This is a genomic window from Bacillus cereus group sp. N24 (genome assembly GCF_016483345.1).
Lineage (GTDB): Bacteria > Bacillota > Bacilli > Bacillales > Bacillaceae_G > Bacillus_A > Bacillus_A toyonensis.
On the sequence record NZ_JAEHCA010000029.1, the window covers coordinates 20,463 to 40,204 of the forward strand.

The window sequence follows — 19,742 nt, forward strand, 5'->3', positions numbered from 1 at the left end:
ATACTACCTCTTTTTATTTCATCCGTAAATTAAAAAAGGATACTTTTAAAAAACAGCATCCTTCTTCTAGTATTCTTATTTAATATTAAATTTACTCCAATTAAAACCTAGCTTTTCCGCATATTCCATTCCTAGTTCCATCCGCGTCGTTTTTAGTGGATCCACTACTTGGCAAACTTTTAAATTACCCGCTGCTGATAATAAAAGAGTTGCATCTGCTTTAGACATTTCTAATTCCTCATGTAAAAATGTCACCATATTATGTACAGCACGATTCGCTGCATCGTCTAACAATTTCTCTGAAGCAATCGTCATTACTTTTTCTTTTTGGATAGCCATTGGTAGTGGCCATTTCTTTCCTTTTATAATCTGAACTGTTACCGTCACCTCACCAGCAACCTCTACTCCACTAACACCAATTTCACCATCACCCATCGCTGCATGTAAATCGCCTAATGCTAATAGAGCACCAGGAACATTTACAGGTAATAACAATGTTGTCCCTTCTTTTATCTCTTTACAGTCCATATTTCCGCCATGGTCATGCGGTGTTCCACAGGAAATACTCTCCTCTTTCGGCGCAGTACCAATCACACCGATCATTGGATTAATCGGAATTTGCAGTTCATTTGAAAACAAAACATGTTTATTATGTATTGAGACGATTTTCACTGTATTTTCATTTAGCACTTCACCCATTACACCGAGGTTCGCACCTGTAGTTAAAACACCCTGCTCTGCAATTTTAATCTTTTCAATCGTTACGGCCAATATATCATCCGGTTCTGCACCTGTAATATATACAGGCCCAGTCGCTGGATTAATTCGGTTCCAATCTAATTCTTGGAACACAACATCTTCAGAATCAATTTGGTTTTCAAAGCAATCATATGTTTCAAATACAAGACGGCTCCCAATTTCCACTTCCATACACGGCTTATTTTCTGATGACATTGCGTAAATAATGTCATCTTTATGAATTCGATACATAATACCTCTCCCCTTTTCTATTTATCTACTATTACTAATTAACTTTTTTTATACAAACTCCTATTAAAATCAAATATTATTTTTATGTAAAAAAGCACGTAGCTTATTTTATAACATACACTCTTTACTATAACAGAAAGGTGGTATCACTATGCCCCTTATTTCATATAACGAAAGCGATGTTGATTTACTAGCTCGTTTAATTCGTGCTGAAGCTGAAGGAGAAGGTCGACAAGGTGAACAGCTTGTTGGCTGCGTTGTTGTGAATCGTGTATTTTGCGATTGCTTAGATTTCAAACAACTCCGTACCGTTCGTGATGCTGTATATCAAAGCCCCGGTGGATTTGAAGCGGTACAATATGGATATTTTTATCAACGCGCTCGTGAGTCAGAAAAAGAAATTGCAAGAAAGGTTTTACAAGGTGAATGGCGCTGGCCAGCACGATGGGCTCTTTGGTATTTCCGTCCAGTTGGAGCTTGCCTACCTGAATGGTATAATCAGCCGTTTGTAGGGCAATTTAAAAGCCATTGTTTTTATGAGCCAAGTGGTGATGAATGTCCAAAACTGTATACACGGTAGTAAAATTTACAACGCAAGCACTTAGATCTTTGAGTACTTGCGTTGCTTTTAGCTATATATTAGAAATCTAATAAAGTGATGATTTTTTTGATGCCTACCACATGTATTAATAACGGTATACGTGGGCCACTTGATTGATTCATAACGAGCCTATATATAATGGTGAATAATAGCTTTTGATTTCCTTTCATTATTTTTTTATTTTCATGATGACAAATCGTATACAGTTGCTCCATTAAATTAGAATATTCTTTATTAGAACGAAGTGTTTTACAAACTTCTTCCACCCAGTTTTTCTGTCTATCTTCTAATGTGTTATAAAACTCCGTATTCTTCTCTTTATTTACCGTAATCAATTTTTCAGATTGAAAATTTCTTATCCAATACTCTGCACGATTACTTATCGCAATCATTTCAGGTAATGCATAACTCCTATCTATTTTCTCTAATATATTTTGTAAAATAGAGGAATCAAAATTTAATAGTGGTAAAGTACTTGCAACTTGATTAAACTTTGGATATTCTTTAAATCGGTTATCAACTCTAGAAAGTTTAATTGCATCAAATAAATCTTCATTTTTTAGTGTTTCATTTTCATAACTATCTTTCAATCGTTCATACTCTGTATAATTTCGGATCACATCTTCATCAAGGCCAATATGAAAAGCTGCGCCTGGCCTATATTTTGCAAATATAAAAAGAATTACTTCTGGTACATACACTTTTAATAAGTCGCTAGGTGTAATGCTATTCCCTGAAGAACTAGACATTTTTTCATGATTACCTTTAATACCAATGAAATCATAAGCAACGTAATGAGGCGCTTCACGATTGAATATTTTCCTTACAATTTCTTTTGATACATTGTAACTACCTGTTTCCGATGAATGATCTCTTCCGCCTGGTTCAAAAATAACATCCTCTATCATCCATCTCATCGGCCAATCAATTTTCCAATTCAGTTTCATTTTATTTGTATTTACTACCGATAATTCATTTTCATTTCCGCATTCACATGCATACCGTACTGTTTCTAATACTTCATCAAATTGTGTAATCGTTGTTGCATCTTTCCCGCACCTCTCGCAATATAACGTAACTGGATAAAAGTTTTCTCTATCTTCTTCAAAGTGAACTCCTGTTTTAAAACGCATTAAAATATCATATATTTCTTTTCTTTTATGCAAAGCCTCTAATATATTGCCATTATACCTTCCGCTTCTATATTCAGCATGTTGATATATGAATTCCACTTCAATCCCAAATGCTTGAAGCGATTTCTCAAACTCTTTTTCAAAATGCTCTGCATATGAGTTATGACATCCATGCGGATCAGGGATACCACAGTACGGCATACCAATGTATCTTGCAAAAGATGGATCAATATTTTTAGGAACTTTTCTAAACCTGTCATAATCATCCCATGAAAAGATAAAACGAGTCTTTTTCCCTAAATTTTGCAGAGCTCTTACAACAAAATAAGTCGTTACTATTTCACGGAAGTTTCCAATGTGAACAGAACCAGATGGACTAATTCCAGATGCACAAACAAAAGTTTCTTTATTTGGATGTTTTCTAATTAATTCATGTGCTACTTCATACGCCCAATGCATATGTCACTCACCTCAATTATTTTTTGTTTTCACATTTTCAGTTTTATACAACAAAAAAACTCCCACCCCCAAGATTATTCATCTTGAGGACGAGAGTTATTAGCTTCGCGGTACCACCTCAGTTTGTTAATACGTCACCATATTAACCTTTTCAGGTACGGCAAAATATGCTTATACCCTATCTCTATAACGGGAGAACCCGTCGCACCATCCCTAAATAAATTAGTTCCTTGCGCAGCTCCAAGTCTTTTTTCATTAAGATGTATACCGCTCTTTCTCAGCTACCAGAGCTCTCTGTACGTATTCTTTCTTAACTACTCTTCTCTTCCATGCCATTTTAAATGTTGATTTTTACATATGATAATTTATTACACGTTTATTGTCAAATTTTTCTGAACGGTAATACATTACATATAATTATCTAAAAAAATGTTTTATCGCTTCTAATTGAATCTTGTGGCTACATTCATCACAACAATATATCCCTTTCGATTTCTCTTTAAACCGCTTATATTGTTCACTACCTTCATATACTCGGAATATATTTTTACAAGAAAAGCAAACAACCTCATAAAACATCATATGCATTTTCCTCTCTGTGTTTATACACTTTTTTAATATGAGAAGGTCTGTTTTCTACATTGCAAATCTTAAGATTCTCTCGCTAAAAGGTTTACCTCTATTTTTATCGAATTATATAAATATCTTATAATGCGAGGTGAACATCTTGTTTAGTAATATAGAATTAGTTTTAGATGCTAAAGCAACTTTAGCTGAAGGACCATGTTGGAATGAAAAAAAGCAACTTTTATATTGGGTTGATATTATGGAGAAAACATTATGCATCTATAATCCCACTAACAATACAAACCGGGTAATTGCCCTTAATCAGCAAATCGGCTGTGTTGTTCCATATGTAGAGGATGTAGTACTTTTAGCAACGGAAAACGGATTTTACTCTCTTAACCTGAAAACAGAAAAACTGACACATATTTATGATCCTGAACCACATTTAGTAGAAAATCGTTTTAATGATGGGAAATGTGATCCAGCTGGTCGCTTCTGGGCGGGTACTACTGATTTAAATGGAATAAATGCTGCAGGTTCCTTATATTGTTTATATAATAATTTGAGCGTTGAGAAAAAAGTTTCATATGTAAATACATCAAATGGAATCGCTTGGTCACCTGATCATACATACCTTTATTTTATTGATACACCTACTAAAAAAGTAGTTCGTTTTCATTATGATATACGTACTGGAGAAATTAGTAATCCAACTGATGTTATCCTTTTTCCTGAAAATGATGGTTTACCTGATGGGATGACAATCGATGAAGAAGGTTGCTTATGGATTGCACATTGGGGTGGTTCGAAGATTACTAGATGGAATCCTTTGACTGGAGAACAAATATTAAGTGTTCCAATTCCTGCATTATATGTAACGTCGTGTACATTTGGAGGCCATAATTCAACTGACTTATATGTTACGACAGCCAGAACAAGAATGACGGATGAAGAATTAAAAAAGTACCCACATGCTGGTGGTATCTTTCGAATTCAAACGAATATAAAAGGCTGTCCTACCTATTCATTTTGCAGTGAACATATTGGAGCTGAAACAATATGAATCGTATCGATTACATAAGACAAGAAGAAAAGAAATATCATGACCTTTGTTATGAACAATATAAACTATTTGAGACTGGATCTTGGCTTTACAAACCAGTTAAAACAGTTATGGACATGATGGACTATTTCGAAGGACAAAACAACTTGCAAGTACTTGACCTCGGATCTGGCGTTGGAAGAAATAGTATTCCAATTGCACAAAAAATAAAAAATTGTAGCGGCACTGTTACTTGTGTTGATTTACTTCATTCTGCTTTAACAAAGTTACAAGTTTATAGCAAAGTACATGGTGTATTTGAAGTAATAAAAACGGAACAAATAGTAATTGAAAACTACTATATTCCTCCTAACACTTATGACTATATCGTTGCAGTATCAAGTTTAGAGCATGTTAAATCAGAAGAAGATTTTAAAAACGTGCTCCACTCTATGAAAAAAGGCACAAAGAATGATGGTATCAATTGTTTAATTATCAACTCGAACATACGAGAAATAGACAAGAAAACGAATCAAACATTAGATGCTTTAATTGAAATTAATCTCCCTACCGAAGAAATGATACATCTATTAAAAAGCATTTATACTGGATGAAAAGAAATAAAACTTGAAATAAAAGAATTAGCATATGATATAGTTCGAAATGAAAGAAAGATTCAATTAAAAACAAATGCTATTACTTTTGTCGTTCAGCAATAATCGTATAAAAAGAGAAGAATATTTCTCTCGAATTCATTTTTATTATACGAGATTTAAATATTTATGAAATAAAACAAAAAAACCATGCTTTGACGTTGTCTATCGAGAGCATGGTTCCTATTCGAGATACTATAAAACTACTCAATTATTAAGAGAATTCATTAACTGGAAGAAATAATCAGGTTCATGAGTCTTATGTAAATTATACCATGAATGAAGTGTATCTGGCGCAAGTACATCCAATTTTTTCAGTACTTCCATTGCGAACTCCAGAGGGGCTACTCCAGATGCAGTAATAAGATTTTGGTCAGATACTACAGGTCCCATTTCATACAAATTTTCTCCTTTATAATTCGGACAAACCATTTTCATATAATCTAAACTATTACTTGTATGCTTTCTATCATCTAAGAATTCGTAATTTGCAAGCCCTACAGTTGCACCACAAATTGCAGCAACAATTACGCCCATCTTTAAAGCTTCATCAACTTTTTGCAAAATAGGTTTATGTATATTTTCACTCCAAGTATTTCCTCCAGGTAAAATTAATAGATCGTTACTCTCAAACACACATTCATCTAGGGAAATATCTGGCTTTATATTCAAGCCTCCCATTGAAATAACCGTTTCTTTATTTACTCCTACTGTAATTACTTTTAAAGGCGCTAAACCTTTTTTGAAATATCTTCCTGTATTCAGTTCGGCAATTAAATGTCCGTACTCCCAATCTGACATCGTATGAAATACATATAAATAAGCTTTTCTTGTTTGCATTCAATAACACTCCATTCAAGTACTTTATTCTCTATTACAGCACAACTATTAATTTCAACAAGTGCTACATTAAGTTTAACATTACATTCTATATTTATGGTTTAAAATTCCAAATAGAATACCCATAAAAATCTATTATCACATAAATAAAAGAGCACTCGTTTCCGCAAGTGCTCTTTTCGGGGATTTTGAGATATCCTATTAACGAAAGTTAAGGTTACTTAAAGTTAAGAGGTATTTATAATATATGCTCGTCCTCTTTATTGGTTCATATTCAACATATAGAGATTGTTAGTAATGCTTACAATTCTTTATTTATTGTTCTTTCTTACATTTTATCATTAAAAAATTGATTGAAGGCTTATTTTCCATGTTCTTATTTGGTTCGTCAATTTCCGAAACTTGTACTAATCCATATTCATTAAAATCATGTTTTATAGATTCAGAATCATAGAAGAACATTTTTACACCTTCCATTATCTCAAAATAATCTTGGTCCAACTGTTTCCCTTTTCCGTACATTGGCGCTTTTTTAGAAACCGTTGTAAAAACCATATATCCGTCTGGTTTTAACTGATTATAACAATCTTTAATAAATTTCTCACGCTCATGCTTATTCAACAAATGAAGAAGTGCATGACTAAATATCCCATCATAAAGATTGTTATCAAAAGGCATATCATTTACTGAACCGTGATACATACTAATATTTTCTAGTCCGTTTTGCTTTGCTAAATCGATGGCTGTTTTTGAAATTTCAATACCTGTTACATTTATCCTATTATCAATAAAAACCTTTGCATTTCTTCCATATCCAATACCCGGAACTAATATATCCTTAACGTTCTTTTCAAGAAAAAAATCTTTCATCATAATTGCGGATTCTGTAGGTTCAAATCCCCACATCGTTTGTTTTTCAATAAAACTTGATTCCCAAAATTCCATTATGTATCTATCTCCTTATTTTCAATCCATTTTTAGTATCAAAGTAAAGGCAAATTTTTTGTATTGTTGGTATATAGTTTTTTCTTCTATTCATACGACTTACCTTAGTCATCGTAGCCCCATTGAATATAGCATAATAATAAGCCTATATCTATTATAAAGATTGGTTAAAAATCTCCCCTATTTTATTAATCCTTACGTTTATAGAAAATAAAAAAACAGCCAATATTTTTATTGTAGTATTGGCTGTTTCTCATGAAAAATTATCTTTTTATATTGTACTGATCTAATACTTTTTCTAACATTTCTAAAGTTATTGGTTGTGCTTGTTTTATTAATTGATAGCCAATACGCCCATTCGGTTCCGCTGTAACTTGCTGTAAACGCTTTACATCATGAATCCCTTTTTCTCTTAATTGCATATAAAGTTGTTGTTCTGACATTTTTGCCCGTATCAAATTTGCTTTTACAATCTTTCCGTTTTCAACAATTACAATGCTACTTCCATTTAGGAATTGCTCCACCTTCCTTGATTTCAATTCAAAGAAATGAATGATAAGTAGTATGCCCGAAAATATGATAGCGGCAAAGATAGATGGAACTACTTTCCTACTTAATACAGGTTCTACAATAATACGTCCAATTGATACAACTATAATTATTTCAGCTCTCGTCATTTGGCTAACAGATGTACTACCTGTCATTTTTAAAACAATAATTCCAGTAAGGGTTAAAATAATACTTTCCCAAATTATATTCATAATAGCCCAATCCTTTAACGGTGAATGTTATTAGCATTCCCATTAAAGGATTATTTTACATACTTATCAAATTTTTAAATCCTTCAGACCATAATGGAAATAAAGGTGTCCATCCATACTCTTTACGTGCCTTATAATTTGAGGCTCCTCTTTCCCAACTATTTTTCCCAGCTTGAGCTTTAGGAGCCGGTGCCCCAATTGCAGCTGCGTATATTGGTAACCATTCTTTACTAGTTGCTGGGGAATCATCTACAATATTTACGATTCCTGGAGGCCAATTAAGAGCTAACATAGTTGCTCTAGCGGCATCTTCGACATGTATAAAAGAGCTTATCCCATCTGTTGCAATCATTTCATTATTACGAACTTGATTTGCAATTAAGCCGTTTTCCGCATACCATGTTCCCGGTCCGTATAGTGTACCGTAACGAAGAATAATCGATTCTGGTAACTCAGAAACAGCTGATTCTAATTTTAATATGCCATTAACAGTGATTTGCCGAGGCATAGGAGCAGTAATATGTAGTGAATCTTTTTCTGTCGCAAATGTATCCCCTGCTTCATACGCCCATGAAATACTTTGAGCGATTATTTTCTTTACCCCTACATTTTTTGCGGCATCGACAAGGTTACGAGTGCCTTTTGTTCTAATTTTTGCATTATCCTCAAAATTCCATGTAGACAATGACGTTAATTGATGTATAACTACATCGGGAGTTGTTTCTTCCAATACAGAAAATACAACCTGTCGATTAAACACATCGGCTATTACTGGTATAGCACCAATTTTCTTCATTGCTTCTACTTGTAATTCATTACGAATCATTGCAAATACCGTATGCCCCTCTTTTATTAACATAGGTAATAAAGAACGTCCTATAACACCTGTTGCACCTGCTACAAATATTTTCATATATGTTCCTCCTCATTTAATAATCATAAATGTGACGAAACAGATGTGAGGTTTGTGACAAATATTTTCTCTATTTTTTCGTTATTCATATGAAACATATACTTTTGTTTAATTACCCCTGATCTCAATTCTTCAAAACATTGTGTGAGTGAAGTATAATATATTTCATGTGGATGTTTTATCCAAATTTTAAGCTAAAACGTTGGCTAGCACCCAGCAGTGATAACATGATAATTGAATTTGATGGATATGGAATAAATGAGTATGTTATTGGCCATAACTGTTCTATTAACGAATTAATAACAATGTATTTAAATATAAAAAATGAAGAGATATCTAATGAGGACCTTCTAAGCTTATTTTGTGTACGATATCAATACGAAAAAATTCCAAAATTATTACAGGAAGACGTCATAAGCGATGTTGTCATCGATTTAGATACAGACTATATTTATACACCTAATAGATAACAGTAAGCTAGATTGAATGATTAGAATTTACGATTCTGCTAAGTGTTTAATAAAATAAGTAATTGCCCAAATTAATGTCGCAAATTGAGTGACAAAATACATTGTCCATTCGAAACAACTCAATTTTCTCTCTCGTTTAATCTTTTTTAAATATCTGTAAAATATAAATGTACTTAAAAACATAAGGAGCAAAGATAATTGCTGTAAATCATCGACTATACGTACCGCCATAGACTCCATCGCCCTCCTATTCAAAATAAAAGCTATATTTTAAGGATATCATTTATTGTTATATTTTTCCATAAAATGCACTTATGTCATACACAAAAAGAGCACTTAGCTATTGAGTGCTCTAAAAAATTATCAATTTTGATTTAACATACTCACCTTGCATTGGTTTAAAATGATTCTTCTTACTTTTTATACTCCATCTTTATTACTTTTGGTATATGTTCACTATCATATTTTCTCGTATAAATTCCGCCATCTGGAGTAACCACTTGTAACGCAATTTCACCACAAACACCATGTGGTATCTCAAATTCACCTTGTGCATTTGAAATACTACGTTCCTCACTTTCAATAGAATCTTCATAAATTTTCACATTAGATATAGGTTCGTTATTTTGATCTACGATAATACCTCTTGAATATTTTGCAACTGCTATGCACTGATCATCATCTATATAATATTTAATAACTACCATTGCTCCAATACCTATAGCAATACATACAAACAAGGTTATTATTTTCCCTCTCACAATAAACCTCCTTATTCGTATTATTCTTTTTTAAATTGAAAATCTAGACGTGCCGATTGCTTTACTTCCTCGATTACTTTGCGAATTCCTTCTTCAATCTTATCTTCTTTTACATTCGATACGTTTAACTTTAACAATCTCTCTTTAGGAAAACCTTTGACGTAATTTTTATCAATAGAATCAATATTTATTTGAATGTCACTCAATTTCTCAAAAAACATTTCCGAAATACTTGTTTTATGTATTTCTAAACAAGTATGAATTCCTATCGTACTATGCTTTTTATATGTAAATAAAAGTGGGTTTTCATTTTGCACTTTTTCTAATATTTCTGCTAGTTTTTTTGATCTATCGTAATAGGAAGATTTAATTTTATTTTTATGGCGTTCGAACATGCCACTCTTTATATAAATTTCTAAAGCAGCTTGAGATATCATTGGACTATCGATATCTAAAATCTTTTTATATTTATGAAAAGCATTTGCAATTGCTGATGGAATAACAGCCACACCGACTCGTAAACCAGGAAATATAATCTTCGAGTAACTTTTCAAATATATGACATGATTACAATTATCCAAGCTATATAACGGATCTGCTTTTGAATCAGTTTCTAAATCTGCTAAATAATCATCTTCTACTATAAATACATTATACTTCTTAGCCAATAGCACTATTTTTTCTTTCTCATCTTTAGAATAAGAAGTTCCAAGCGGATGATGATATCTCGGTATCGTATAAAAGAATTTTATTTTTTCTGTTCGAAATATACGTTCCAATTCATTTAAGTCGATACCTTCATTCGTACGTTTAATACCGATTACAGGAATTTTATTTATTTCTAGATATTCAATATATAGATGATAGGTTGGCTGTTCAATTAATATCGTTTCATTTTCATTCGGAAATGGTATTGATGTTAATATAGCAAGCGCTTGCTGCACACCTGACGTTATAAAAATATTTTCTTCTTTTGTGAAAACTTGATAGTTTGTCAGCTGTTTTTGAATAACTGGAATTAGAGATGGTAAACCTTTCGGCGTTCCATATACGAACAAGTCGTTTTTATATGTATCAATGGCCTTATTAATACAATGTTGAAAATCTAAATATGGAAACACATCTGGATCTGGTGCTGAGGAAGCAAAATCAATTATCTCGTTAGTTTCTATGATACTCCCGGATTTCTTAACAACGTAGTATCCACTTTGAGGAACGGAATAAATAATATGACGCTTTTCTAATTCATGAAGCGCACGTATAACTGTCGCCTTATTACATTCATATTGTGTAACGAGTGACCTTATAGACGGTAATTTCTTTCCTTCTTTTACCTCTCCATTTTGAATCATATTTTCTAAGTCGTTTAAAACATGTAAATACTTATACATCATTACCACCTCAACATTTAATTTGTACCGGTACAGTTTGTATTTGTTCACATTGTAGCACTAGATCAGAAAGATTACTATGTACGTATACTGGCCAGTATGAAATCAACTACTATGAGGTGAAATTATGAAACATACAACAAAGGCATATTTATCAGCATTACTCTATTCATTTATTATTGGATTCTCCTTTATGTTTGTGAAATTAGCACTAACAGTTACGAGTCCCCTCGATACTCTTGCTCATCGTTTTACAATTGCTTTCGTAGCTGCAAGCATTCCCGTTATTTTCGGTTTTGTAAAGTTAAATATATCATTTAAAAACATACTTGCCCTTTTACCAATTGCAATATTTTATCCAGCACTATTTTTTGCTTTCCAAGCGTTTGGCTTAGTGTATACAAGTTCATCTGAAGCTGGAATTATCCAAGCGGCAATTCCTATATTTACGATGATATTAGCTTCCTATTTTTTAAAAGAATATACGAATATATGGCAAAAAACCTCTGTTCTCGTTTCTGTCATCGGTGTTATTTATATATTTATCATGAATGGTTTAGAGGCACATGAAACTAGTCTCATCGGTGTTATTCTTATTTTGTTATCGGCATTATCATCTGCTTGCTATAATGTGTTAGCTCGAAAAATGACAAAGAATTTCAGGCTAATGGATCTAACTTACACAATGACAGCGATTGGTTTTATTAGTTTTAATGTAATTGCTATCACTAGCCATATAAACAAAGGTACATTAACTATATTCTTTAAGCCATTTATGAATGGAACATTTCTTATTTCCATTTTATATTTAGGATTACTATCTTCTTTACTGACCGCATTGTTATTAAACTATTCATTATCTTATATTGAAGCAGCTAAAATAAGTGTTTTCAGCAATTTATCTACACTTATTACCATTATCGCAGGCGTTGCATTCTTACATGAACAAATCGCATACTACCATATCATCGACACAATTCTGATTGTTCTTGGAGTAGTGGGTACAAACTTTTTAGGAAAAAAAGGGATTGTAATAAAGAAAAAGAATACTTCCATAAGTAAATAAAAAGTGAGGGATATATAATGCAGCGCGTAAATACGATTGATATTAGTAATATACTTGAATTGGAACAAGCTCTTTCAACTTTAATAAATAAAAAGATTTCTTCAAAACTAGACCTTGAACACTGGTTAAAAGAACAATCTACATTAATTTGGGAAATCGAAGAACAATTACGATTACACTATATCGCCTTTCAAAGTAATACAGATAATAAAGAAATAAAAGATACTTTTGAACATGATCAACAATTTGTAAAGCCACTTTTAAAACGTTATCAAAATTTATTTAATAATAAATACTTACAGTCACCATTTCGAATGGAATTAGATTCTAAAGTATATGGTTTATTAGATGTAAAAATAAAAAATGCTCAAACTTTATTTTGCGAGGAAAATATCGAATTAGAAATTAAAGAAGACCAATTAGTAACAGCGTACTTTGAAATTACAGGAGGACTAAGTGGAAATTGGGACGGCGAAGAAAACACGATAACGGAATTACAATCCTATTTACAAAATCCGAATCGTGACATCCGTGAAAAAGCAAAAACAATTATTTCCGAACAATTTTTATCTGTTGAAAAAGAACTCCAAAGCATCTTAAATACATTAATTAACATTCGCCACCAAAAGGCAAAAAACATTCAAGTCGAGAATTATCGTGATTATATGTTTAAAAAATATGAGCGTTTTGATTATACAGCAGCAGATTGCTATGAACTAGCCGAATCAATACGAGAGTACGTTGTACCACTTAAAGATAAAATATTACAAGAGAAAAAAGAGAAACTAAAAGTAGATACGCTTCGTCCATGGGATGTAACAGCTGTAGCCCCTGATCAAAAAGTGCTTAAACCAATTGCAAATGAAAAAGATTTAATTGAAAAATGCACTTACATCTTCAATAAACTAGATGTTGAATTTTCAGTGTTATTAAACCGAATGTATAGTCATGATTGCTTAGATTTAGGAAGTCGTAAAGGAAAAGTAGCTGGTGGTTTTTGTGAGTACTTACCTGCTTCTCAATTATCTTTTATATTTATGAACCTAAACTATACACAAGATGATATTATTACTTTCATACATGAAATGGGTCATAGCATTCATAATGAGTGCGTAAAACCATTAGAATTACGACAGTATATAGAAATTCCTGCTGAAACGGCTGAACTAGCTAGTATGACAATGGAAGTATTCTCCATAGACTATTGGGATACTTTCTATACAGACAAAGAAGATTTAAAACAAGCAAAAATAAACTACTTTAAAGATGTTATTTCATATTTACCAAGTATGCTTATCGTAGATCAGTTCCAACACTGGTTGTATGAAAACCCTAATCATACTGCTGAGGAAAGAAACGAAAAATACTTACAACTTCAAAAAGTTTATCAGTCTAGCGTCATACATATCGATGGTTACGAAAACTGGATAGCAACGAGTTGGTTGCCAGTACTTCATATTTTTGAAGTACCATTCTATTATATCGAATATGCAATCGCACAACTTGGTGCACTGCAAATGTATAAACAATATAAAGAAGATCCTAAACAAGCACTAAATAATTATAGAAAGGCATTATCACTAGGAAGCTCAAAATCTATAAAAGAAGTGTATGAAGCAGCTGGTATTCGTTTTGATTTCTCTGGTGAAACTATTAAAGAATTAATGACATTTGTAGAAGCAGAGTTAGATTCACTTGAACGTATATAAATAGAAAGCTGCACCTATATTTTAGGTGCAGCTTTCTTCTTTATTTTATTAATAAGTTCTATGTACTGAGAATCTCCATATCCGATTGCGTGAAAAAGATGGAACAACTTTATTAATAATTCTTGGTTTGATAATTCTTTATTTTTGTAGATGAATTTTGTTACAGCATTATCTTCTTTTAACATTTCTAAATATAACTTTATAGCCTGATACATCACTGGGAGTAAATCCACAGATGGTTTTCTATGGTTTACCAATACCTCTTTGTATACAGAACAATAGTTACCTAACTTAAGTTCAGTTTGACTGACTTTGAATTCATCTTCCCTAAAGCTATTTAAAATCACTCTCCCCTCATAGCCTGACTGCTCAAGATAAGAAAGTATTGTTACTAGGTTCATTTGGCAAAACATATCTTCACCAAACCATAAAACAATACATTCATAATTATTCTTAAAAAACTTTTCTAATGGATCTATAACCTTTTTTATATAATTCTCTACTGAACTATTATGCCCCCTTGCTCTTACTTCAATGAATTCTTCATCGAAAACTTGTGTACTAGTAGCATTTACACACATTGCTTCATTAAATGGGGCATAATCAGACTCTCCCATTAATTTTTCGTTTTTAAATTCTTCATACATAAATTGGCCATTTAATATATTTAGTACGTCTTTATCGAACAGTTCACATTTCCTATTTCGTAACTGCTCAACCTCTATTTTTCTAGAAATATTCATTTTAAACTCCTCTTCTTTATTTATATTGAGTTTAACAAATGATTGAATTGGCATCTTGCTAAGTTGGAAATTTTTGGGATTATACCAAAAACAGTTTTAAAAGCTCTACCATAAGCCTCTTGCGAAGAGTAATCGTAATCCATTGCAATATCTATTATCTTTCTACCGTTCGTCAATTCCTCCGTAAATAAATACAATCTTCTAAGAAGAACATAACGCCTAATGCTGACACCTGTTGCTTGATGAAATTTGAAAGAACAATAATAAGGGGAATATCCCATGTAATGCGATAATTTTTCCAATGAGAATCCCTTCCTCAAATTCTTCTCAATCCAATCAATCATTTGCTGTATATACTCATTCATTTACTTCACTCCTCACTAAAAATTATAAGAGGGATACGTTTCTTTCTTTTGATGTTTCTTGTGGTTTATAACACGAACCATTCTCTAAAATCCTTAAATACTTTGTTTTATATTTTTTCAGCTATCTTATTTTGTCATATATTCTATTCACTTTTCAATTTAACTTTAATCATTGTGGAGTGTTCCTACCCTACTAATTATTAACACGTAAATTACAGGATATATCTTTTTAAAGGATTTCATAAAATAAAACACGAATTTTGTAAATTAAGGAACTTTTAGTTTTTAGGCTGAAAAAATTTAAATATAGAGAGGAATTCAAAATGAAGGAATTAGAAAAAGAAATACTCACATTAGTAAACGAACGTTATCCATTACATTTTATTAACATTAAACAAGGAGGTATTTGCTGTAGTTTATAAAGCTGCTCCTGGCATTCACTTACCAAGAAGTGAATGGAATCCCGATGTATTTAAACAATTGGGTCAAGAAATTGGCAAATTACATCTGATATCTAAAGACTTTGAAAGTATTGAACGAGTTAAACATATTAACGCTTGGTATGAAAATGAAGAATATAATTTCCTTAAATATATCCCTAATGAAGAGACTATTATTAGAGAAATTGCATGCGATGTTTTATCTTCCATTAAGAACCTACCAAAAACATCTACGAACTACGGCCTGATCCATGGAGATTTATGGTTAGAAAACATTTTAGTTGATAGCGATTCAAACTTATCCATGATTGATTTTCAAGACTGTGAAAAACACTTTTACATATTCGATTTAGCAGTTCCAATTTATAGTGCAATAGAATATTCATTTGCTGGAAATGGGAATATTGTTGACTATGAGAATTCTATTACAAAAGCGATACTTGACGGGTATCAAGAAGAAAGAGAACTACCTAAAGAAATGATAGACAAGCTTCCGTTGTTTATCAAATTAAAAGAGATATTTGAATATAGTTTAATGCACATGTATTGGAATAAAGAAGAATTAACTGAGAATCAAGTACGGATAATGAATCTTTATAGAATGAAACTTGAAAATAAAGATTCATTAATCAAAATGTAAAGCAAATGTGGTTTAGCTACAATAGTTAAACCACATCCTATATAAGGATAATTACTTACTGGATTTTATTTATTTTTTAATTATACATACTGATCTAACACTCCATTTAAATAAACTGCGTTATGCGGAGATATCTTCTCAGCAAATCTAGCTGTAATAATAATTGGAGCCCATTGAAAAATCTCATCTCTTGATAGGCCAGTATTTCTACAATACATATGTAAATACATTTCAGCTAATTCTACTGAGACCTGAGCGTACAATAAGTATGTACGAAATACATCTGCACGGATATCACCTGAACTTGCATCTATCCAGTCTATAATTTTTACGTTATCGTTACTCAAAATCAAATTAAACGGATGAAAATCTCCATGACATAGCCTAGAATCAAATACAATTGAATCTAATTTTTGTAAAATATTTTTCTTTTTGTTTTCATCCAATTTATGAACAGATTTAATTTGACGCTCTAACCTTTCTCTCATTGGTTCCATTTCATCTATATTCACACGTATAGCATGAATCTTTTTTTGTTCATTAACACAAATATTGATGTAATGTTTTGCCTTATTTAGATTATTAAGCAGGAGTTCGCCAATATTTTCTCCTTTTACATATTCCATAATAATTGCCTGTCTATTTTGTATCTTTGTCACTTCAAATACGTTCGGAACTGGTAGTCCGCATGAATAAGCATATTTTTGTTTTTTTGCTTCATTTGTAGACTCTGTGTTTGGAAGGTATTCCTCAAATAATTTAATAACTTTATTTTCATGAAGATATATCTTCGCTGTATTTCCTTTGGCTATCAACTCACCTAAATTCAAGTCTTCTCCTCCTTAAACTATATAGTATTATTACTACACCTTTATTTTAAATTCACTGTAATGTTAGGGAATCCTTCTACTCATATAAATCCTGTCATTATAAAAACCTTTGAAATAATAAATGAAAAATACGTATTAAAAATAGCCTTATAATTATTTTCTGCATAATTATAGGGCTACTTTAATGATGTTCATAATTTTTTGTTTCGTTTGACTTAAATAATTGTTATTTTTAGTAGATATTAATATACCAATCGGAATGTTAGAATTAAAACCCTTAATCTTAAAAGATAGTACTTCTTCATTCAAAATTGTACCTTTTGGTATAATTCCTATAGCATTCTCAAAGAGCATTTGTGGAATAAGGTTCAAAGCACTACAATTGTATACTCTCTTAAAAGACAAATTATTTTCCGCTAATAAAGAACTTACAGATTGATATGAAAAACAACTATTTTCACCTACAATTATGGGGTAATCTATAATATCAAATACTTCAACAAAATCTTTTTGTAGTAAAGGATGATTCGGATGATTTACTATAAATTCAATTTGTTCATCACTTATTGGAGTGAATTTTATATTCGAACTATTATTATGTCCACACACCGCAAAATCGACCTTATTTTGTTTAATCATCTCTGCTAAAAGTGCAGTATTTCCCACTACAAAATCACAATGTATATATGGTTTTTCATCGTTTAAAAACTTTAATATTATTGGAATTAACCTTTTAGCAAAAGATTCTAATAGACCAATTCTTAAACTCCCTCTCTCTTCATTACTAATACGTTGTGCTTGAGATTTGGAATACTCCCAATGTGTTAATAAGTTTTCTACTTCCTCTGCAAAGAGTTTTCCCTCTTCTGTTAATCTCGCATCCCATCCTCTTTCAAATAATAGAAAACCTATTTCATTCTCTAGCTTTTTTATATGTGTTGTTACAGTTGATTGGGCATAGTTTAATTGTTTAGCAGCTTGTGAAAACGTTCCTTCTTCAATAATTTTTTTAAATGTAATTAATTCTTTTATTTCCATTTGACACACCATCTTTATCGATTTTATTGATAATAAGTTAATATATTTTCAATTATACAAATGAAATGATTGGAAGTAAAATGAATTCAAAAGAAAGGAAGTGCTCTAATATGCCATTTGTTACTGTTTATCATCCTGAAGAATTATCCGATAATAAGTTATTAAAAAATGTAAGTATCAAAATCCATCATTCATTAATGGAACATTTTAATATCCCCGAAAACGATTATTTCCAAATGTTTTTACCTTATCCATCTCATCAGCTGTTTTATGATTCTTCTTATCTATTAGAGAGTTCAACAAAACGATCTAATAATATGATTTATGTTTCAATTACGTGTGGACCAGGAAGAACAATGAATCAAAAAAAGGATTTGTATAATGCTATAGCAACTACCACAGCTACTATATTACACATCTCTAGCGCTGATGTTTTCATTACTTTACATGAGACATCAATTGAGAACTGGTCATTTGGTCAAGGAATAGCTCAAATGTTACATCAACATAATAACTAGGTTTTATATTCTTTAAAACAATATAAACTTACCGCTCTCTATAACTATATAGAAAGTGGTAAGTTTAATTTATTAGCAATATCAGAACGGAACTCTGGTGTATACAAGACAGTAAACGTATATCCCTGCTCAATAAATAATACATCATTATGTTTACATTCATATGGAACACTATTTTGCTTCAAATTATTTTGGATTCGTTGTAAAAATGCTTGATCTGGTGTTCCGAAAGAAACGTGTACTTTTGGTGGTAAAGCTTTCATCGCAATTGGAATCCAAGGTCGCTGCCACCAAGTTGCAACAATGTATGCAGTGCCACCTATAACAAAGTTAAAAATGTCCCCATCTTCCATCGTTTTCATATTTAGATTTGATTTCAACCACTCCGTAAATACAGGTACACTTTTAACAGGAAGACCAATTTCCCTTACGTATAAAACGTTTAACGGTGAATGTGAAACTAATACCTCTTCATTAATATAACTATGTGCGATAATTTCAAGAAGATTTCCATCACCGTCTTTAAAGTATAAATTGAATCGACCGCTCTCCTTGTCAATTGTATGACCATCTTTCCATTTCACAATGAGTAAACCAGATCCTTCAAGCCAGTTTGCTGTTTCTTGAAATTTTGAATATGGAATCTCAAAAGCGAAATGCGCAGGTGCAATTGGTTCATACACTTCCTGAAAACTAATTGTTGTGTATGGCGTTACTTCAAATTGAATAAATGATGCTGTTTCTTTTTTTATCGGAAAAGATAATATATCTCTGTATACTTGTTTTACTCCTTCTATAGAAACAGTTTGTAGTTTAATATCTGAAATGTGTGTAATCATTATAATAAACCTCCAAATTCATTATTTC

19 protein-coding genes, 3 pseudogenes and 1 other annotated feature are annotated in these 19,742 nt (G+C 31.6%); of the genes and pseudogenes, 8 read left to right on the forward strand and 14 right to left on the reverse strand.

Annotated features, from left to right (window positions below):
* Positions 1-75: 75 nt before the first annotated feature.
* Positions 76-990, reverse strand: a complete 915-nt coding sequence (locus JDS95_RS26055) for an acetamidase/formamidase family protein (protein WP_000285652.1) — start codon at positions 988-990, stop codon at positions 76-78.
* A 151-nt stretch (positions 991-1,141) separates the two neighbouring features.
* Here JDS95_RS26055 and JDS95_RS26060 point away from each other — a divergent pair, with 151 nt between their 5' ends.
* Positions 1,142-1,570 (forward strand): cell wall hydrolase, encoded by a 429-nt coding sequence (locus tag JDS95_RS26060; RefSeq protein WP_085450748.1) that lies wholly within the window; start codon positions 1,142-1,144, stop codon positions 1,568-1,570.
* A 59-nt stretch (positions 1,571-1,629) separates the two neighbouring features.
* On the opposite strand, the gene lysS is transcribed toward JDS95_RS26060, so the two are convergent.
* Together lysS and JDS95_RS26070 are read right to left on the reverse strand one after the other, a co-directional pair.
* Entirely contained in the window at positions 1,630-3,183 is a 1,554-nt protein-coding gene (lysS, locus tag JDS95_RS26065; protein ID WP_085450749.1) for a lysine--tRNA ligase, read from the reverse strand.
* Between the two features lie 82 nt (positions 3,184-3,265).
* Positions 3,266-3,522: a binding site (T-box leader), on the reverse strand.
* Between the two features lie 78 nt (positions 3,523-3,600).
* On the reverse strand, positions 3,601-3,771 hold the full coding sequence (locus JDS95_RS26070; protein ID WP_044810524.1) for a DUF2197 domain-containing protein: 171 nt from the start codon (positions 3,769-3,771) through the stop codon (positions 3,601-3,603).
* A gap of 139 nt (positions 3,772-3,910) precedes the next feature.
* On the opposite strand from JDS95_RS26070, the gene JDS95_RS26075 reads away from it, so the two are divergent.
* Entirely contained in the window at positions 3,911-4,813 is a 903-nt protein-coding gene (locus tag JDS95_RS26075) for an SMP-30/gluconolactonase/LRE family protein (protein WP_000492438.1), read from the forward strand.
* Positions 4,810-5,511: pseudogene (locus JDS95_RS26080) on the forward strand (class I SAM-dependent methyltransferase). The gene JDS95_RS26075 and the pseudogene JDS95_RS26080 overlap by 4 nt, the downstream one beginning before the upstream one ends.
* Before the next feature lie 141 nt (positions 5,512-5,652).
* Here JDS95_RS26080 and JDS95_RS26085 read toward each other — a convergent pair.
* The 4 genes from JDS95_RS26085 to JDS95_RS26100 all read right to left on the reverse strand — a co-directional run bounded on the left by JDS95_RS26085 (position 5,653) and on the right by JDS95_RS26100 (position 8,904).
* Positions 5,653-6,285: a type 1 glutamine amidotransferase family protein gene (locus JDS95_RS26085; RefSeq protein WP_001194787.1), complete on the reverse strand. Its 633-nt coding sequence runs from the start codon at positions 6,283-6,285 to the stop codon at positions 5,653-5,655.
* A 315-nt stretch (positions 6,286-6,600) separates the two neighbouring features.
* A complete protein-coding gene (locus JDS95_RS26090; RefSeq protein ID WP_085450751.1) occupies positions 6,601-7,230 on the reverse strand; it encodes a class I SAM-dependent methyltransferase in 630 nt (209 codons plus the stop codon).
* Positions 7,231-7,493: 263 nt separating this feature from the next.
* Positions 7,494-7,991, reverse strand: a complete 498-nt coding sequence (locus JDS95_RS26095) for a DUF421 domain-containing protein (RefSeq protein WP_001021705.1) — start codon at positions 7,989-7,991, stop codon at positions 7,494-7,496.
* Between the two features lie 55 nt (positions 7,992-8,046).
* Positions 8,047-8,904, reverse strand: a complete 858-nt coding sequence (locus JDS95_RS26100) for an NAD-dependent epimerase/dehydratase family protein (protein WP_000689425.1) — start codon at positions 8,902-8,904, stop codon at positions 8,047-8,049.
* A gap of 227 nt (positions 8,905-9,131) precedes the next feature.
* Here JDS95_RS26100 and JDS95_RS26105 point away from each other — a divergent pair, with 227 nt between their 5' ends.
* Positions 9,132-9,374 (forward strand): hypothetical protein, encoded by a 243-nt coding sequence (locus tag JDS95_RS26105; protein ID WP_000582705.1) that lies wholly within the window; start codon positions 9,132-9,134, stop codon positions 9,372-9,374.
* A 27-nt stretch (positions 9,375-9,401) separates the two neighbouring features.
* On the opposite strand, the gene JDS95_RS26110 is transcribed toward JDS95_RS26105, so the two are convergent.
* The 3 genes from JDS95_RS26110 to JDS95_RS26120 form a co-directional block, all read right to left on the reverse strand.
* A complete protein-coding gene (locus tag JDS95_RS26110; RefSeq protein ID WP_000290882.1) occupies positions 9,402-9,605 on the reverse strand; it encodes a hypothetical protein in 204 nt (67 codons plus the stop codon).
* A 182-nt stretch (positions 9,606-9,787) separates the two neighbouring features.
* A complete protein-coding gene (locus JDS95_RS26115) occupies positions 9,788-10,135 on the reverse strand; it encodes a hypothetical protein (RefSeq protein WP_001214245.1) in 348 nt (115 codons plus the stop codon).
* Positions 10,136-10,155: 20 nt separating this feature from the next.
* Positions 10,156-11,526: an aminotransferase-like domain-containing protein gene (locus JDS95_RS26120; RefSeq protein ID WP_085450752.1), complete on the reverse strand. Its 1,371-nt coding sequence runs from the start codon at positions 11,524-11,526 to the stop codon at positions 10,156-10,158.
* 127 nt (positions 11,527-11,653) lie between these two features.
* Between JDS95_RS26120 and JDS95_RS26125 the strand changes: the two genes are divergently transcribed.
* Positions 11,654-12,592, forward strand: coding sequence for a DMT family transporter (locus JDS95_RS26125; RefSeq protein ID WP_199690872.1), 939 nt, complete (start codon positions 11,654-11,656; stop codon positions 12,590-12,592).
* Positions 12,593-12,609: 17 nt separating this feature from the next.
* A complete protein-coding gene (locus tag JDS95_RS26130) occupies positions 12,610-14,301 on the forward strand; it encodes a M3 family oligoendopeptidase (protein ID WP_085450754.1) in 1,692 nt (563 codons plus the stop codon).
* A gap of 14 nt (positions 14,302-14,315) precedes the next feature.
* Here the strand turns inward: JDS95_RS26130 and JDS95_RS26135 are convergent.
* Positions 14,316-15,409 (reverse strand): annotated as a pseudogene (locus tag JDS95_RS26135) (helix-turn-helix domain-containing protein).
* Between the two features lie 384 nt (positions 15,410-15,793).
* Between JDS95_RS26135 and JDS95_RS26140 the strand changes: the two are divergent.
* Positions 15,794-16,489 (forward strand): annotated as a pseudogene (locus JDS95_RS26140) (phosphotransferase enzyme family protein); the annotation flags it as partial.
* Positions 16,490-16,569: 80 nt separating this feature from the next.
* On the opposite strand, the gene JDS95_RS26145 reads toward JDS95_RS26140, so the two are convergent.
* Positions 16,570-17,319: an aminoglycoside phosphotransferase family protein gene (locus JDS95_RS26145; protein WP_016108483.1), complete on the reverse strand. Its 750-nt coding sequence runs from the start codon at positions 17,317-17,319 to the stop codon at positions 16,570-16,572.
* A gap of 168 nt (positions 17,320-17,487) precedes the next feature.
* Positions 17,488-18,357, reverse strand: a complete 870-nt coding sequence (locus tag JDS95_RS26150; protein ID WP_000403090.1) for a LysR family transcriptional regulator — start codon at positions 18,355-18,357, stop codon at positions 17,488-17,490.
* A 110-nt stretch (positions 18,358-18,467) separates the two neighbouring features.
* On the opposite strand from JDS95_RS26150, the gene JDS95_RS26155 reads away from it, so the two are divergent.
* Positions 18,468-18,875 carry a tautomerase family protein gene (locus JDS95_RS26155; RefSeq protein WP_001117405.1) on the forward strand — a complete coding sequence of 136 codons (408 nt, stop codon included), beginning with the start codon at positions 18,468-18,470 and terminating at the stop codon, positions 18,873-18,875.
* Between the two features lie 44 nt (positions 18,876-18,919).
* On the opposite strand, the gene JDS95_RS26160 is transcribed toward JDS95_RS26155, so the two are convergent.
* Complete coding sequence (locus JDS95_RS26160; protein WP_085450755.1) at positions 18,920-19,714, reverse strand: VOC family protein; 795 nt, start codon at positions 19,712-19,714, stop codon at positions 18,920-18,922.
* Positions 19,715-19,742: the final 28 nt, after the last annotated feature.

Bases quoted from the DNA above. Each gene is read 5' to 3' on its own strand.
- JDS95_RS26055 (WP_000285652.1), bottom strand. From the start codon at position 990: ATGTATCGAATTCATAAAGATGACATTATTTACGCAATGTCATCAGAA.
- JDS95_RS26060 (WP_085450748.1), top strand. From the start codon at position 1,142: ATGCCCCTTATTTCATATAACGAAAGCGATGTTGATTTACTAGCTCGT.
- lysS (WP_085450749.1), bottom strand. From the start codon at position 3,183: ATGCATTGGGCGTATGAAGTAGCACATGAATTAATTAGAAAACATCCA.
- JDS95_RS26070 (WP_044810524.1), bottom strand. From the start codon at position 3,771: ATGCATATGATGTTTTATGAGGTTGTTTGCTTTTCTTGTAAAAATATA.
- JDS95_RS26085 (WP_001194787.1), bottom strand. From the start codon at position 6,285: ATGCAAACAAGAAAAGCTTATTTATATGTATTTCATACGATGTCAGAT.
- JDS95_RS26090 (WP_085450751.1), bottom strand. From the start codon at position 7,230: ATGGAATTTTGGGAATCAAGTTTTATTGAAAAACAAACGATGTGGGGA.
- JDS95_RS26095 (WP_001021705.1), bottom strand. From the start codon at position 7,991: ATGAATATAATTTGGGAAAGTATTATTTTAACCCTTACTGGAATTATT.
- JDS95_RS26100 (WP_000689425.1), bottom strand. From the start codon at position 8,904: ATGAAAATATTTGTAGCAGGTGCAACAGGTGTTATAGGACGTTCTTTA.
- JDS95_RS26105 (WP_000582705.1), top strand. From the start codon at position 9,132: ATGATAATTGAATTTGATGGATATGGAATAAATGAGTATGTTATTGGC.
- JDS95_RS26110 (WP_000290882.1), bottom strand. From the start codon at position 9,605: ATGGCGGTACGTATAGTCGATGATTTACAGCAATTATCTTTGCTCCTT.
- JDS95_RS26120 (WP_085450752.1), bottom strand. From the start codon at position 11,526: ATGTATAAGTATTTACATGTTTTAAACGACTTAGAAAATATGATTCAA.
- JDS95_RS26125 (WP_199690872.1), top strand. From the start codon at position 11,654: ATGAAACATACAACAAAGGCATATTTATCAGCATTACTCTATTCATTT.
- JDS95_RS26130 (WP_085450754.1), top strand. From the start codon at position 12,610: ATGCAGCGCGTAAATACGATTGATATTAGTAATATACTTGAATTGGAA.
- JDS95_RS26150 (WP_000403090.1), bottom strand. From the start codon at position 18,357: ATGGAAATAAAAGAATTAATTACATTTAAAAAAATTATTGAAGAAGGA.
- JDS95_RS26155 (WP_001117405.1), top strand. From the start codon at position 18,468: ATGCCATTTGTTACTGTTTATCATCCTGAAGAATTATCCGATAATAAG.
- JDS95_RS26160 (WP_085450755.1), bottom strand. From the start codon at position 19,714: ATGATTACACACATTTCAGATATTAAACTACAAACTGTTTCTATAGAA.